Here is a 12,619-nt window from a genome sequence, read left to right as displayed (position 1 = left end):
CTCCTCATGAAAGGGAAAGGGCGGTGTGCTAAACTGGGGGGCGTGGCCGCGATGGTATCCCCCCCGGGGGCTTTTTCCAAGGACAAGAAGCGGGCCATCCTCGAGGCCACCTTGGAGGTTCTCCGGGAGATGGGGCTTTCCGGGCTCAAGATGGAGGAGGTGGCCCGGAGAGCGGAGGTGGGCAAGGGCACCATCTATCTCTACTTCCGCGACAAGAAGGACCTCCTCAGGAACCTGGTGGAGGAGCGAACCTGGGCCTTCTACCGGGAGGTGGAAGAGGTGGTGCGCCTGCGGGCGCCCTTTTTTACGCGCCTAGAAGCCCTTCTCAAGAGGCGCCTGGACTGGATCGCGGAGTGGCGGGGTCTCTGGGCCGCGGTAGCCCGGGAGGCCATGGAGGACCCCACCCCCTGGCTTAAAGGGCTCCACCAGCACTACCTGGACCTCCTGGAGGAGCTGGTGCGAAGCGGCCAGGCGGAAGGGGCCGTGCGGCCGGAGCTCTCCCCCAAAGCCACCGCCGCGGTGATCGCGGCCTTGGGGTGCAACCCCCAGCTGGAGGTGGATGCTTACTTGGAGCACCTCGTCCTGGTGCTCCGGAAAGGAGTGGCGCCGTGAAAGAGTTCCGTCCCGGCGACAAGGTGGTCTTGCCCCCTTACGGGGTCGGGGTGGTGGCGGGCATCGCCCAGCGAAGCGTGAGCGGCATCAACCGGGCCTACTACCAGGTGGACTTCCCCGGTTCCCGCTCCAAGGCCTACGTACCCGTGGAGGCCCCCCAGAGCGTGGGCATGCGCAAGGCCCTCTCCCCGGAGGAGGTGCCGGTCATCCTGGACCTCTTGAAGAACGGGCGCATGCCCTTGCCCAAGCAGTGGGCCGCCCGGCACCGCAAGACCAGCGAGATCCTGGCGGACGGAAACCCTTACCGCATCGCCCAGATGGCGGGGCAACTCCGGGCCTGGGAGCTGGAGCGGGGCCTGCCCGACCTGGACCGCCAAGCCCTGAGGCGGGCCATCTACCTCCTGGCCGAGGAGGTTTCCCAGACCTTGGAGATCAGCGTGCAGGAGGCCAAGCGCCTCTTTGAGGAGGCGTGGGGCGAGGAGCTGAACTGATGCCACCCCATGCCGGCTCGCGCCGGCACGGGGTGAAATCAGAGGAGGAGGCTCCAGGTCTTTTTCTCCATCTCCAGGATGCGCTCCAGGTAGCGCCGGACCAGGGCCAGGTCCAGGCCCTGAAGCTGGCCCTGGGCCATGACCTCCAGGTCAAAGAGCACCGCCTGGAACTCGGGGGCAGACCAGTGCTCGGAAAGCTCCTGCCAGGGGCCTTCCCCCTCCACGTGGGCGTTCCAGGCCTCCAGGAAGAGGCGGTTCAGGAAGTAGAAGAAGACCAGGCGGTAGGGGTAGGGCAGGGCCGCCATCTCGGAGAGGAGGGCGATGTACTCCCGCCGCACCGGGTGGACCGCCCCTCGGGGGTCGGCCCCCTGGGCAAGGAGCCAGTCCAGCTCCTCCACCGTGGCCAGGAGGGCCTGGACCAGGGGGAGGCGGTGCGCCTGGGGCGCGTCCGCCAGGAGCCCCACCTGGTAGCGGTACAAGGCCTCCACGAAGGGGAAGTCCTGCTTTAGCCAGAAGACAAACCGCTCCCGGTCCCAGCGGATGGGCAGGGCCTTGATCTCCTCCAAGGCCTCGGGGCAACAGCCGAACATCTCTTCAATGGGGCGCACGCTTCCCTCCCAACACGCCCTGCCGGGCGTAACCCATGTGCCTGAGGGCTTGCACCGCCTCCTCAGCGTGCTCTGGGCCCTCAGCAAAGCCGAAGAAGGCGCTGCCCGAGCCGGACATGAGCACGCCCCAAAGCCCCAGGTCCTTCAGCCTGGCCTTGACCTCCTTAAGCTCGGGGTAGAGGCGGAAGGCGGGGGCCTCGAGGGCGTTCCAATAGGGGGGTTCCCGCCCCTGCTCCAGGGCCGCCACGATCTCCGCCACGGGAAGCTCGGGACCGAAGTCGTGGGGTTTCACCTCCCCGTAGACCCTGGGGGTGGAGAGGCGCAGGCCGGGGGCGAAGACCACCACGGGCAAGGGCGGGAGGATGAGGGGCTTGAGCCTTTCCCCCACCCCCCGGGCCTCCGCCGCCCCCCCCAGGAGGAAGAAGGGCACGTCCGCCCCCAGGGACCGGGCCAGGGCCAGGAGGTCCACCTCCGCCGGATAGAGTGCCTTCAGCCCCAAGAGCACCTGGGCGGCGTCCGAGCTACCCCCGCCCAGGCCCGCCCCCTCGGGCAGGGCCTTCTCCAAAACGATGCGCACGCCCCCGGGCCATCCCGCGGCCTGGAGGTAGGCCTCCGCCGCGCGGTAGGCCAGGTTTCTCCGCCCGTAGCGGCCCCGGAAGGCGATGCCCTCGGGGATGGGCTCCAGAAGGAGCCGGTCCCCGAAGGAGAGGGCGGCGAAGAGGGTGTGGAGCTCGTGGTAGCCGTCGGGCCGCCTCCCCAAGAGGGAGAGGCCCAGGTTCACCTTGGCCACGGCTAGCCGCTCCATGCCCTCGCCAGCGCCTCCGCCAGGGGGAGGTCCTCCGGGTAGGTGATCTTGAAGGCCGTCCGCTCCCCTTCCACCAGGGCCACGGGGTAGCCCAGGGCCCGCACCAGCTGGGCATCGTCGCTGGCGGCAAGCCCCCGCTTGCGGGCGTGGGCGTGGGCCTCCCGCAAGAGGGCGGTGAAGAAACCCTGGGGGGTCTGCACCAGGCGCAGGGCCTCCCGGGGCACCACCTCCCCATAGGCCCCCTCCTCGGGGCGGACCAGGGTGTCGGGGACGGGCAAAACCGGCACCGCCGCCCCCGTGGCCCGGGTAGCCCGCAACACCCGCTCCACCAAGGCGGGGCTCACGAAGGGCCGGGCCACGTCGTGCACCAGCACCAGGGGCAGGCTTGCCGCCTCCAGGAGGCGGGCCACGGACTCCTGCCGCGTCCTGCCCCCCTCCAGGAAGGTGGCCCTAAGGCCCTCCGGGGGCCTGGCCCCCGGCGGCAGGGCCACCAGCACCTCCGCCGCCTCCCGGAAGGCCTGAAGCGTCCACTCCAAAAGGCTCTTCCCCCCCACCCGGAGGAAGGCCTTCGGGCCCAGGCCGAGCCGCTCCCCGTTCCCGGCGGCGGGGATGAGAACGGAAACCTCCACGTTGCCCATGGTAGCATGGGCCGCGTGAGCGCCTGGGAAGCCCTTCTCCTGGGGTTCGTGGAGGGCCTGACGGAGTTCCTGCCCGTCTCCTCCACCGGCCACCTGACCCTCCTCTTTCACCTCCTGGACCTGCCCATAGAGACCGAGGCCTTCCTGAAGACCTTCCTCATCGCCATCCAGCTCGGGGCCATCCTGGCCGTCCTCCTTCTCTACGGAAGGCGCTTCCTGGTGGACAAGGACCTCTGGGTGCGCATCGGCGTGGCCTTCGTGCCCACGGCGGTGATGGGCTTCCTCTTCTACCCCCTCATCAAGGGGGCCATCCTGGGCAAGGACGGCATCGTGGTCTTCTTCCTCTTCTTCGTGGGCCTCCTCCTCCTCCTGGCCGACCGGCTGGCGGAACGGGCCCGGTACGGGGACGTGAAGGAACTCCCCCTCCTCCAGGTGGCCTGGATCGGCTTCTTCCAGGGGCTCGCCGCCCTCTTCCCCGGCACGAGCCGGAGCGGGGCCACCATCCTGGGAGGGCTCCTCCTGGGCCTAAAGCGGAAGGCGGCCGCGGAGTTCAGCTTTCTCCTGGCCCTGCCCACCATGCTGGCGGCCGTGGGCTACGACCTGCTAAGGAGCGTCCAGGAGGTGCCGAAGGAGGGCTGGGAACTCCTCCTGTTGGGCTTCGTCGCCGCGATGGTGACCGCCCTCTTCACCGTGCGGGGCATGCTCCTCCTGGTGGAGCGGTGGGGGTTCCGCCCCTTCGCCTACTACCGCATGGGCCTGGCCCTGGTCTACGCCTACTTCTTCCTACGCTAGGGCCAAGACCCGGTCTAAGGCCTCCAGGAAAGCCTGGTAGCGCTCCTTGCGGGCCCCTTCCCCCATGAGGCCGAGCCGGAGCACCTGGCCCCGGGTGAGGCCGATGCCCCCGGCCACCGCCACCCCCTCCCTGTACAAGGCCCCCACCAGGCGGTCCGCCTCCACCCCTTCCGGGGGGCGCACCACCAGGACCGTGGGCAGGGGGCTCGCCTTGGGGTAGGGGCGGAAGCCCCGCTCCTCCAGGGCCTTAAGAACCCAGGCGTAGACCTCCCGGGCGCGTTTTTCCCGGGCCTCTAGGCCCTCCTCCAGGACCAGGTCCAAGGCCTCGAGGAGGGCGTAGTGGAGGAGAACCGGGGTGGTATGGTGGTACCCGCCCCGCTCCCAGTGCTCCGCCACCCTGGCGAGGTCCAGGTACCAGCCCCGCTTGGCGGTGAAGGCCTTGCGCCCTTCGGCGGAAAGGGCGATGGGGGCGAGGCCAGGCGGGGCGGAGAGGCACTTCTGGCTTCCCGTGAAGGCGTAGTCCACCCCCATGCCCCGCATGGAGAAGGGGAGCATCCCCAAGGTGGTGACGGCATCCAGGAAGAAGAGGGCCCCGGCCTCCTTGGCCAGGGCCCCGATGGCCTCCGCGGGGTTCAGGACGCCGGTGGAGGTCTCCCCGTGCACCAGGGCCACCATGCGGTAGCGCCTCCGCCGTAGCTCCCGGCCCACCGCCTCGGGGTCCACGGGCTCCCCCGGGGGAAACTCCAAGATGGTGGGCTCGAGGCCGTGCAGGGCCGCCATCTCCGCCACCCGCTGGGAGAAGGCCCCGTTCACCAGCACCAGGACCGGACCCCGGTCCAGGTTGGCGAGCCCCGCCTCCATGCCCAAGCTCCCCGAGCCCGCCAAGGCCGCCACCAAAGCCCCCTCGCCGGGGTCAAAGAGGGCCCGCAGGCGCTCCTGGATGGCCCGGTTCACCGCCAGGACCTCGGGGTCCAGGTGGCCGCGCACGGGGCGCAGGAGGGCCTTTTGCACGCGTTCGGGGATGGGGGTGGGTCCGGGGGTCAAGAGCAGCATCCTCGTGCCTCCTCAAAAGCCGAGGCCCCCGCGGGCAAACCCGGGGGGGCCCTTCCCGAAGGAAGGGGCCCCCTACCGGATAGCTCGCAGGAGCCTCATTGCCGGGTACTTTAGCAAAACCCCCTTCCCTTGTAAAGTGCTAGCTGGATGAAGGACTACTACGCCATCCTGGGGGTGGGCCGGGAAGCCACCCAGGAGGAGATCAAGAAGGCCTACCGTCGGCTCGCCCTCCAGTACCACCCCGACAAAAACCCCGGGGACAAGGAGGCGGAGGAGCGCTTCAAGGAGATCAACGAGGCCTATGCCGTCCTCTCCGACCCCGAGAAGCGGGCCCAGTACGACCGGGGGCTTCTGGGCGAGCCCGGCTTCCAGACCGAGGACCTCTTTGACCTCTTCGCCCAGGTCTTCGGCTTCCGCACCCCCCGGGCCGCCCCCAGGGGGGAGGACCTGGAGGCCCAGGTGGAGGTGGAACTCCCGGACCTCCTGCGGGGCAAGGAAGCGGAGGTGGCCTACACCCGCCTGGTGCCCTGCGAGGCCTGCCAGGGCCAGGGAGGCAGGCGGGTGGCCTGCCCCACCTGCGGCGGCCGGGGCGTGGTGGAGACCTACCGCCAGGGCCTCTTCGGGGCCTTCGTGCACCGGTCCACCTGCCCCCACTGCAAGGGCCAGGGCCACCTCCTGGCCGAGGCCTGCCCCGCCTGCCGGGGCCGGGGCCGCGTGGCCCGGGAGGAGCGGATCACGGTGAAGATCCCCCCGGGTATGGGGGAGGAGCACCTCCTCCGGGTACCCGGGTACGGCAACCTGGGCCCGGGTGGCCCCGGGGACCTCTACGTGCGCCTTAAGGTGCGCCCCCACCCCCACCTGGAGCGGGAGGGGGTAGACCTGGTCTACCGCCTGAAGATCGGCCTGGCCCAGGCGGCCCTGGGGGCCCGGGTGGAGGTGCCGGGCCTGGAAGGCCCCATCCCCTTGGACCTCCCTCCCGGCACCGGGCACGGGGAGGTGTTCGAGCTCCCCGGGGAGGGCCTCCCCCACCCCGGGGGCCGGGGCCGGGGAGCCCTGCGGGTGGTGGTGGAGCTCAAGGTGCCGAAGAAGCTCTCCCCCAGGGCCAAGGAACTCCTCCGGGCCTACGCGGAGGAGGTGGGGGAGGAAGTGGCCCCCGAGGGCTTCTGGGAAAGGCTCAAGGGGTTCTTCCGCAAGTAGGCCCCCCGTGGTATAGTGAGGTATTCCGGGTCGCTTCAGGGTGGCCCCACAGGGTCTAAAGCAACCCCTAAAGTCCCGGATACGGGCCCTCGGGTCCGGAAGAGAAGGAGCGGTATGCAGAAGGGTCGGGTCAAGTGGTTCAACGCGGAGAAGGGCTACGGCTTCATTGAGCGCGAGGGGGACACGGACGTGTTCGTCCACTTCAGCGCCATCAACGCCAAGGGGTTCCGCACCCTGAACGAGGGCGACATCGTCACCTTTGACGTGGAGCCGGGCAAGAACGGCAAGGGCCCCCAGGCGGTGAACGTCACCGTGGTGGAGCCGGCCCGCAGGTAAAAAGCCCCCGAGGCCGCCCCGGGGCTAGCCCCGGGGCGGCCTCCTTTCATCACCCACCTCTCAGGGAAGGAAGGGTAGCATGGGGGGGATGCAGACCCTACGCCTAAGCCTTCGCCCCGTGCTCCCCGAAGACGCTCCCCTCCTGCACCAGCTTTTCCTGCAAAGCCCCGGCTATTTCGCCTTGATCGGGATGGAACCCCCCACCCTCGAGGACGTGGTCCAGGACCTCCGCACCCTGGCAAAGGACGAGCGCCGCCGGGCCTTCCTGCTCCTTCTGGAGGAGGAGGCCGTGGGCTACCTGGACTACAAGCTCCACTACCCCGAACCCGAGGACGCCACCTTGAGCCTTCTCCTCATCCGCGAGGACCGCCAGGGCCAGGGGCTGGGGCAGAGGGCCCTCAAGTACCTCGTGGGCCACCTGGCGGGGATGGCGCGGCTTTACGCGGTGGTCTACGGCAACAACGCCCGGGCCAAGGCCTTCTTCCAGGGCCAGGGCTTTCGCCACGTGAAGGACGGGGGGCCAGCCCTGAGCTGGTACGTGCGGGAGCTTTAATGCCACCCCATGTCGGCTTAAGCCGATACAGGGCCAAAAGGGAAAACCCCACCCCTTGGGTGGGGGGCAAAGCCAGGGGCAGGGGCCTACCCTAGCCCGGCCAGCTTGCGGTTCTTCTCGATGTAGGACTTCCACTGCTCGGGAACGTCCTCCTCGGGGAAGATGGCGTTCACCGGGCAGGCGGGCACACAGGCCCCGCAGTCGATGCACTCCTCGGGGTGGATGTAGAACTGGTCCCCCCCGTCGTAGATGCACTCCACAGGGCACACCTCCACGCAGGACTGGTCCTTAACGCCGATGCAGGGCTCACAGATCACGTGCGGCATCCTTCACCTCCCGAGCAACCGCTCCCCCCTATTTTAGGCCAGCCGGCCTCCTGTCAACGGCCTAGACCCCGAGGTGACGGAAGAAGGCCTCGCGGGAAAGGGCCCCCAGCACCTCCTCGCCCCGCACCACCAGGACCAAGGGCTGCCGGAGAAAGAGGGGGTAAAGCTCGCTCACCGCCACCTCCGCCTCCACGCTGGGCACCTCCTCCAGGGGCAGGATGTGGTCGGAGAGGCCCAAAAGCCCCACAGGACGCCCCTCCTGCACCAGGAGGGCCACCCCCCGGCCCTCGTAGGCCTCGAGGGCCTCCACCCGGGGCAGGGGCTTGGCCAGGCGCCGGGCCGGGGTGGGCCAGACCAGCCCGGCGGTGAGCAGGGTGGTGCAGGGCACCCGCACCGCCTTCTTGGCCAGGTAGAGGGAGAACGTAAAGACGAGGAGGAAGGCCAGACCCTCCAATAGGCCGAAGAAGTTGAAGCTTCCCCAGCCCAAGCGGCCCCCGCCCCCCAGGAGGGCGTGGACGAGGTAGGAGGAAAGAAGCCCTAGGACCAGGGCGGCCAGGTAGGCGAAAAGCCCGGCCAGGCGGAGCTCCTTCACCGTGCGCATGGGCTTAGCTTACCAGGTCCGCCTCCCGGTCCACGTCCACCCCCACCTCGGGGAAGGGGGTGAGGAGGGCCCGGGCCTCCACCCCCAGAATCCTCCCCGCCCGCGCCTCCAGTTCGGCCACGGAGAGCCGCCCCAGAAGGAGCTTAAGAAGGACGTCCAGGCCGATCATTCGGGCCAGGGCCAGGGGCCTTTTCCTTAGCGCCACCACCCGCTTGGCCAAGGGGAGGGCTTGGAAGAAGAGGGCTCTGTCCAAAAGCACCAGGTTGCCCCCGGTGAAGGTGCCCTCCCTGAGCCGGGCATAGGTGCGCTTCGTGTGGGGAAAGCGGGCCTCCACCCTTTCCTTGGGCACGATGGGGTAGACCAAGGCGGCCGCAGGGGCCCTTTCCAGGACGAAGCGCACGGCCTCGGGGGTGAGGTGGGGGATGTCCGCGGTGGCCACCAGCACCCGGCCCTCCACGTGGGCCAAGGCGGCCTCGAGGTTGGCGAGCAGGCTTCCCTGGTCCTCGAGGCTTAGCCGGGGAGGGGGGGAAAGCCCCGGGTTCTCCCCCACGTAGACCACGCTGAGGCCCGCCTTTTCCAGGGCCTCCAGCACCCACTCCGCCATGGGCCTCCCCCGGTAGGGCACCAAGGCCTTGCTCCTCACCCCGTACTTCTCCGCCCAGGGCTCCTTGCCCCCCGCCAGGACGATGGCCTCCATGCCCCCATGCTACCCCCCATCCTGGCTCTGCCAGGATGGGGGGCCCTCGAGGGCCATGGGGCTAAAGGGGCTTAAGCTCGATCCGAAGCACCTGGTTGCCCGTGAGGCGGAGGCTCTGCACCCAGGTGCGGTAGCCCCTGGCCACCAGGGTGAGCTCGTGGTCGCCATGGGGGACCTCGAGGCGCAGGTAGCCCCCGCGGGCCAGGCCCACCTCCTCCCCGTCCAGGAAGACCCGGGCCTCCACGTTCAGGTAGAGTTCCAGGACCGCCCGCACGGGAAGGAGCTCCACGAAGAGGCGCAGGCTCTCCCCGGGGCGCACCTCCACCTGGGCCCGGTACTCCGCATACCCGGGGGCCAGGACCCGGACCTCGTGCTGGCCGGCCTCCAGGGCCACCCGCAAGGGCGCCCGGCCCATGGGGCGCCCGTCTATGTAGACCTCGGCTCCCTCAGGCCGGGCCTCCAGGTACACCTCCCCGGTGCGGAGGGGCCTGAGGCTTGCGGCAAGACGGGTCTCCCGGCCCCTTTCCACCCGCACCGTGGCCTGATAGGGCTCGTACCCCGGGGCCCGGAGCTCCACCCGGTAGGTGCCCTCGTTCAGGGTGAGGCGCAGGGGGGTGCGGCCCTGGAGGCGGCCCTCCAGGTAGACCTCGGCCCCGGAGGGGCTGGACTCCAAGAAAAGGGTGCCGGTGCGGGGAAGGGGGGTAAGGCGCACGTCCAGCCGGGTGGTCTCCCCCCGGCGCACCTCCACCTGGGCCCGGTAGGTCTCGTAGCCCGAAAGCCTAAGCTCCACCTGGTACCGGCCCTCGGGGAGGCTCAGGGCGAGGGGGGTGCGGCCGCGCAGGGCCCCGTTCACGTGGACCTCGGCCCCGGAAGGGGTGGAGGCGATGGAAAGCGTGCCCGGCCTCACCTCCGGCACCAGCTGGGCGAAGACCTGCACCCGCTCCCCGGGCCTGGGGTTTACCGTCACCCGGTAGGGCTGGTAACCCACAAGCCTGAGCTCCACCTCGTGCCGCCCGGGGTTCACGGAGAGGGTCAGGGGGGTGCGGCCCTGGAGGCGGCCGTCCAGGTAGACCTCGGCCCCCTGCGGCCGGGAGTCCACCCCCAGGGTGGCCGTGGCCGGGGCGGGGGGCGGGGCCGTGATCCGGCCCACGAAGTAGCGGGCCACGTCCGTGACCCAGTCCTTGGCGGGCACGGGCTCGATCACGATGGAGAGGGCCCGGGCCAGGCCCTCAGCCCCCTGGACCCGCACCCGGTTCCCCTCCACGTCCAGGATCTCCCCCAAGGAGAGGGGCCTGCGGCTGGCCACCGCCAGGATGCGGTCCTCCCCCTCGGGACCGGTTACCGTGTAGCGGTAGCGGCCCCCCTCCGGGGGAAAGCGCCGGGTCTCCCCCGCCCGCAGGAAGTTGTCCCGCTCAAAGGCGTTGGGGAGAATGGGGTCAATGCGCCCGTCGGCGTTGATGTTGAAGAGGTAGACATAGGCGTCCTGGTTGACGCTCACGTAGATGTAGATGGGCTCGCCCACCTGGTAAAGGGCGTTCCCCCGCTTGCCCGGGTCCTTGTCCACCCAGACCCTCACCTGAAGGTCCGTGGGCACCGGGTTCACGATGATCCCCTGGGGACTCATCTGCTGGGCCAAGGCCGCCCCCAGACCCAGAAGCGCGAGAAGGAGTTTCCGCATCTTCCTCACCTCCGCCCTCAGCCTAGGGCATCCCTGTGAAAATCCCGAGGGAGAAGGGACAAGGAACCTTAAGGCTCCGCGTAAGCCCCCAAGGCGCGGAAGCGGCGGTAGCGGTCCTGGTAGAGGGCCTCCGGGGAGAGGCCCTTGAGTTCCTCCAGGGTCCTTAGAAGGGCCTCCTTGATGTTTTGGATGGCCTTCCCGGGGTCCTTGTGGGCCCCGCCCTCGGGCTCGGGGACGATGGCGTCCACCACCTTCTGGGCCAGGAGGTCCTCTGCGGTGAGCTTCAAGGCCTCGGCGGCCTTGGGGGCCTCCTTGGCGTCCCGCCAGAGGATGGCGGCGCAGGACTCGGGGCTGATCACCGAGTACCAGGCGTTCTCCAGGATGAGGACCCGGTTGGCCACCCCGATGGCCAAGGCCCCCCCGCTTCCCCCCTCCCCCAGGATGAGGGCGATGGCGGGCACCTTGAGGCGGCTCATCCGCTGGATGCTCTGGGCGATGACCCAGGCCTGGCCCCGCTCCTCCGCGGACACCCCGGGGTAGGCCCCAGGGGTGTCGATGAAGCTGAGGAAGGGGTAGCCGAAGCGGTCCGCCAGGTCCATGAGGCGCATGGCCTTGCGGTACCCCTCGGGGTGGGGCATGCCAAAGTTGCGCTGGAGGTTTTCCTTGGTGTCCCGCCCCTTTTGGTGGCCCACCACCACCACCTTCTCCCCCTCCAGGTAGGCGAGCCCTCCCACGATGGCGGGGTCATCGGCGAAGGCCCGGTCCCCGTGGAGCTCGATGAAGTCCTGAAAGGCCTTCTCCAGGACATCCAAGGTGGTGGGCCGCCCCTGGGCCCGGGCCAGCTGCACCCGTTGCCAGGGGGTGAGGTTGGCGTAGGTCTCCTGCTTGAGCCGGGCCAGGCGCTCCTCCAGGAGGCGGATCTCCGCCTCGAGGTCCACCCCTGTGGCGCGGGCGGTCTCCTTGAGTTCGGCGATGCGTTTTTCCAGCTCCAGGATGGGCTTCTCAAACTCCAGGGGCATAGGGTACTCCCGGGTGCAGGTGGCGAAGGACCTGGACCAACTCCACCTTGAGCCGGCGGCGATCCGTGACCCGGTCCACCATGCCGTGCTTCAAGAGGAACTCCGACCGCTGGAACCCCTCGGGAAGCTCCTGCCGGATGGTCTGGCGGATGACCCTAGGCCCGGCGAACCCGATCAGGGCTCCGGGCTCGGCGAAGATGACGTCGGCCAGGGCGGCGAAGCTGGCGGTGACCCCGCCCGTGGTGGGGTCGGTGAGAACGGCCACGTAGGGGAGGCGCTTTTCCCAGAGGCGATCCAGGCTCATCACCGTCTTGGCCATCTGCATGAGGGAAAGGGCCGCCTCCTGCATCCTGGCCCCCCCCGAGGCGGCCACGATGACGAGGGCCCTCCCCTCTGCCGCCGCCCGTTCTGCCCCCCGGGCGATCTCCTCCCCCACCACGCTCCCCATGGACCCCCCGGCGAAGGCGTAGTCCATCACGAGGAGCACCGCGGGCACCCCCCCGATCTGGCAGGTGCCCCCCAGGATGGCATCGGGCCTGCCCGTTTCCTTCTGGTAGGCGAGGAGGCGCTCCGCGTAGGGCTTGGTGTCCACGAAGCCCAGGGGGTCCAGGGGCCGGAGCCTTGTGGTCTCCTGGAAGGTGCCCGGGTCGGCCAGCATGGCCACCCGCTCCCCGGCGGGAAGGCGGTGGTGGTGGCCGCACTTGGGGCAGACGTAGAGGTTTTCCCGGAACTCCTTCTTGTAAAGCTGGGCCCCGCAGGCCTCGCACTTGGTCCAAAGCTCCGGGACATCCCGGTTCTCCCCGCTGGGGCGTTTTCTGCGGAAAAGCCTCTCCAGGGCCATCAGGCCTCCTTGGGGGCCTCGAGGGCCTTGTGCTCCCCGGCCACGCTCTGGCCGATGAAGACCGCCCCCGCCTCCACGTCCAGGGCCTGGGCCCGCACGGTGCCGGTGAAGCGGGCGGTCTTGGAAAGGGAGACCCTCCCCGCCACCAGGTCGGCCCGGACCTCCCCGTGAATCTGGACCGCCTGGGCCTCCACCCTTTCCCCTTCCACCCGGCCCGTGCGGCCCACCTCCAGCTCCCCTTCCACGTAGACCGAGCCCCGCACCAAGCCGTCTATGCGGACCTGGCCCTTGGCCTTCAGGTCCCCCTGGACCTCGGTGTCCGGGCCCAGGTAGGTGAGAACCCCCTGTTTCCTGCCAAACATCCGCCCCATT

17 protein-coding genes are annotated in these 12,619 nt (G+C 69.6%); 6 read left to right on the top strand and 11 right to left on the bottom strand.

Translation table 11 applies throughout. The features are described from left to right. Positions 1-51: 51 nt before the first annotated feature. Both ACYQ0J_RS12365 and ACYQ0J_RS12360 read left to right on the top strand, forming a co-directional pair. Entirely contained in the window at positions 52-612 is a 561-nt protein-coding gene (locus ACYQ0J_RS12365; protein ID WP_460172440.1) for a TetR/AcrR family transcriptional regulator, read from the top strand. Continuing rightward, positions 609-1,103, top strand: a complete 495-nt coding sequence (locus tag ACYQ0J_RS12360) for a CarD family transcriptional regulator (RefSeq protein WP_460172407.1) — start codon at positions 609-611, stop codon at positions 1,101-1,103. Before ACYQ0J_RS12365 ends, ACYQ0J_RS12360 begins: the two co-directional genes overlap by 4 nt. A 38-nt stretch (positions 1,104-1,141) precedes the next feature. On the opposite strand, the gene ACYQ0J_RS12355 is transcribed toward ACYQ0J_RS12360, so the two are convergent. Genes ACYQ0J_RS12355 through ispD form a run of 3 tightly spaced genes read right to left on the bottom strand, consistent with a single transcriptional unit; the run spans position 1,142 to position 3,154 of the window. Beyond that, on the bottom strand, positions 1,142-1,693 hold the full coding sequence (locus ACYQ0J_RS12355; RefSeq protein ID WP_460172439.1) for a hypothetical protein: 552 nt from the start codon (positions 1,691-1,693) through the stop codon (positions 1,142-1,144). Positions 1,694-1,697: 4 nt separating this feature from the next. Next, a complete protein-coding gene (gene ispE / locus ACYQ0J_RS12350) occupies positions 1,698-2,516 on the bottom strand; it encodes a 4-(cytidine 5'-diphospho)-2-C-methyl-D-erythritol kinase (protein WP_460172406.1) in 819 nt (272 codons plus the stop codon). Beyond that, a complete protein-coding gene (gene ispD / locus ACYQ0J_RS12345; RefSeq protein WP_460172405.1) occupies positions 2,504-3,154 on the bottom strand; it encodes a 2-C-methyl-D-erythritol 4-phosphate cytidylyltransferase in 651 nt (216 codons plus the stop codon). The genes ispE and ispD overlap by 13 nt, the downstream gene beginning before the upstream one ends. A 6-nt stretch (positions 3,155-3,160) precedes the next feature. Here ispD and ACYQ0J_RS12340 point away from each other — a divergent pair, with 6 nt between their 5' ends. Continuing rightward, a complete protein-coding gene (locus tag ACYQ0J_RS12340; protein ID WP_460172404.1) occupies positions 3,161-3,946 on the top strand; it encodes an undecaprenyl-diphosphate phosphatase in 786 nt (261 codons plus the stop codon). On the opposite strand, the gene ACYQ0J_RS12335 is transcribed toward ACYQ0J_RS12340, so the two are convergent. Then, a complete protein-coding gene (locus tag ACYQ0J_RS12335) occupies positions 3,938-4,999 on the bottom strand; it encodes an aminotransferase class V-fold PLP-dependent enzyme (protein WP_460172403.1) in 1,062 nt (353 codons plus the stop codon). The genes ACYQ0J_RS12340 and ACYQ0J_RS12335 overlap by 9 nt on opposite strands. A gap of 147 nt (positions 5,000-5,146) precedes the next feature. Between ACYQ0J_RS12335 and ACYQ0J_RS12330 the strand changes: the two genes are divergently transcribed. The 3 genes from ACYQ0J_RS12330 (at position 5,147) to ACYQ0J_RS12320 (ending at position 7,085) form a co-directional block, all read left to right on the top strand. Then, positions 5,147-6,196, top strand: a complete 1,050-nt coding sequence (locus tag ACYQ0J_RS12330) for a DnaJ C-terminal domain-containing protein (protein WP_460172402.1) — start codon at positions 5,147-5,149, stop codon at positions 6,194-6,196. A gap of 114 nt (positions 6,197-6,310) precedes the next feature. After that, positions 6,311-6,532: a cold-shock protein gene (locus tag ACYQ0J_RS12325; RefSeq protein WP_014516375.1), complete on the top strand. Its 222-nt coding sequence runs from the start codon at positions 6,311-6,313 to the stop codon at positions 6,530-6,532. A 79-nt stretch (positions 6,533-6,611) separates the two neighbouring features. After that, positions 6,612-7,085: a GNAT family N-acetyltransferase gene (locus ACYQ0J_RS12320; protein WP_460172401.1), complete on the top strand. Its 474-nt coding sequence runs from the start codon at positions 6,612-6,614 to the stop codon at positions 7,083-7,085. An 86-nt stretch (positions 7,086-7,171) separates the two neighbouring features. On the opposite strand, the gene ACYQ0J_RS12315 is transcribed toward ACYQ0J_RS12320, so the two are convergent. From ACYQ0J_RS12315 to ACYQ0J_RS12285, 7 genes are all read right to left on the bottom strand, one after another. Next, on the bottom strand, positions 7,172-7,411 hold the full coding sequence (locus tag ACYQ0J_RS12315) for a ferredoxin (protein WP_015716251.1): 240 nt from the start codon (positions 7,409-7,411) through the stop codon (positions 7,172-7,174). A 61-nt stretch (positions 7,412-7,472) separates the two neighbouring features. Beyond that, positions 7,473-8,012 (bottom strand): CBS domain-containing protein, encoded by a 540-nt coding sequence (locus ACYQ0J_RS12310; RefSeq protein WP_460172400.1) that lies wholly within the window; start codon positions 8,010-8,012, stop codon positions 7,473-7,475. A 4-nt stretch (positions 8,013-8,016) separates the two neighbouring features. Beyond that, on the bottom strand, positions 8,017-8,709 hold the full coding sequence (locus ACYQ0J_RS12305) for an NTP transferase domain-containing protein (protein ID WP_460172399.1): 693 nt from the start codon (positions 8,707-8,709) through the stop codon (positions 8,017-8,019). A gap of 61 nt (positions 8,710-8,770) precedes the next feature. Beyond that, on the bottom strand, positions 8,771-10,387 hold the full coding sequence (locus ACYQ0J_RS12300) for a PEGA domain-containing protein (RefSeq protein WP_460172438.1): 1,617 nt from the start codon (positions 10,385-10,387) through the stop codon (positions 8,771-8,773). 68 nt (positions 10,388-10,455) lie between these two features. Continuing rightward, positions 10,456-11,406 carry an acetyl-CoA carboxylase carboxyltransferase subunit alpha gene (locus tag ACYQ0J_RS12295; protein ID WP_460172398.1) on the bottom strand — a complete coding sequence of 317 codons (951 nt, stop codon included), beginning with the start codon at positions 11,404-11,406 and terminating at the stop codon, positions 10,456-10,458. Then, positions 11,390-12,247: an acetyl-CoA carboxylase, carboxyltransferase subunit beta gene (accD, locus tag ACYQ0J_RS12290; RefSeq protein ID WP_460172397.1), complete on the bottom strand. Its 858-nt coding sequence runs from the start codon at positions 12,245-12,247 to the stop codon at positions 11,390-11,392. The genes ACYQ0J_RS12295 and accD overlap by 17 nt, the downstream gene beginning before the upstream one ends. Beyond that, positions 12,247-12,609 (bottom strand): bactofilin family protein, encoded by a 363-nt coding sequence (locus ACYQ0J_RS12285; protein ID WP_460172396.1) that lies wholly within the window; start codon positions 12,607-12,609, stop codon positions 12,247-12,249. Before ACYQ0J_RS12285 ends, accD begins: the two co-directional genes overlap by 1 nt. Between the last annotated feature and the right edge of the window lie 10 nt (positions 12,610-12,619).

The sequence above is a fragment of the Thermus sp. FJN-A genome (assembly GCF_054655095.1).
This window is presented reverse-complemented; position numbering and strand designations above follow the sequence as displayed.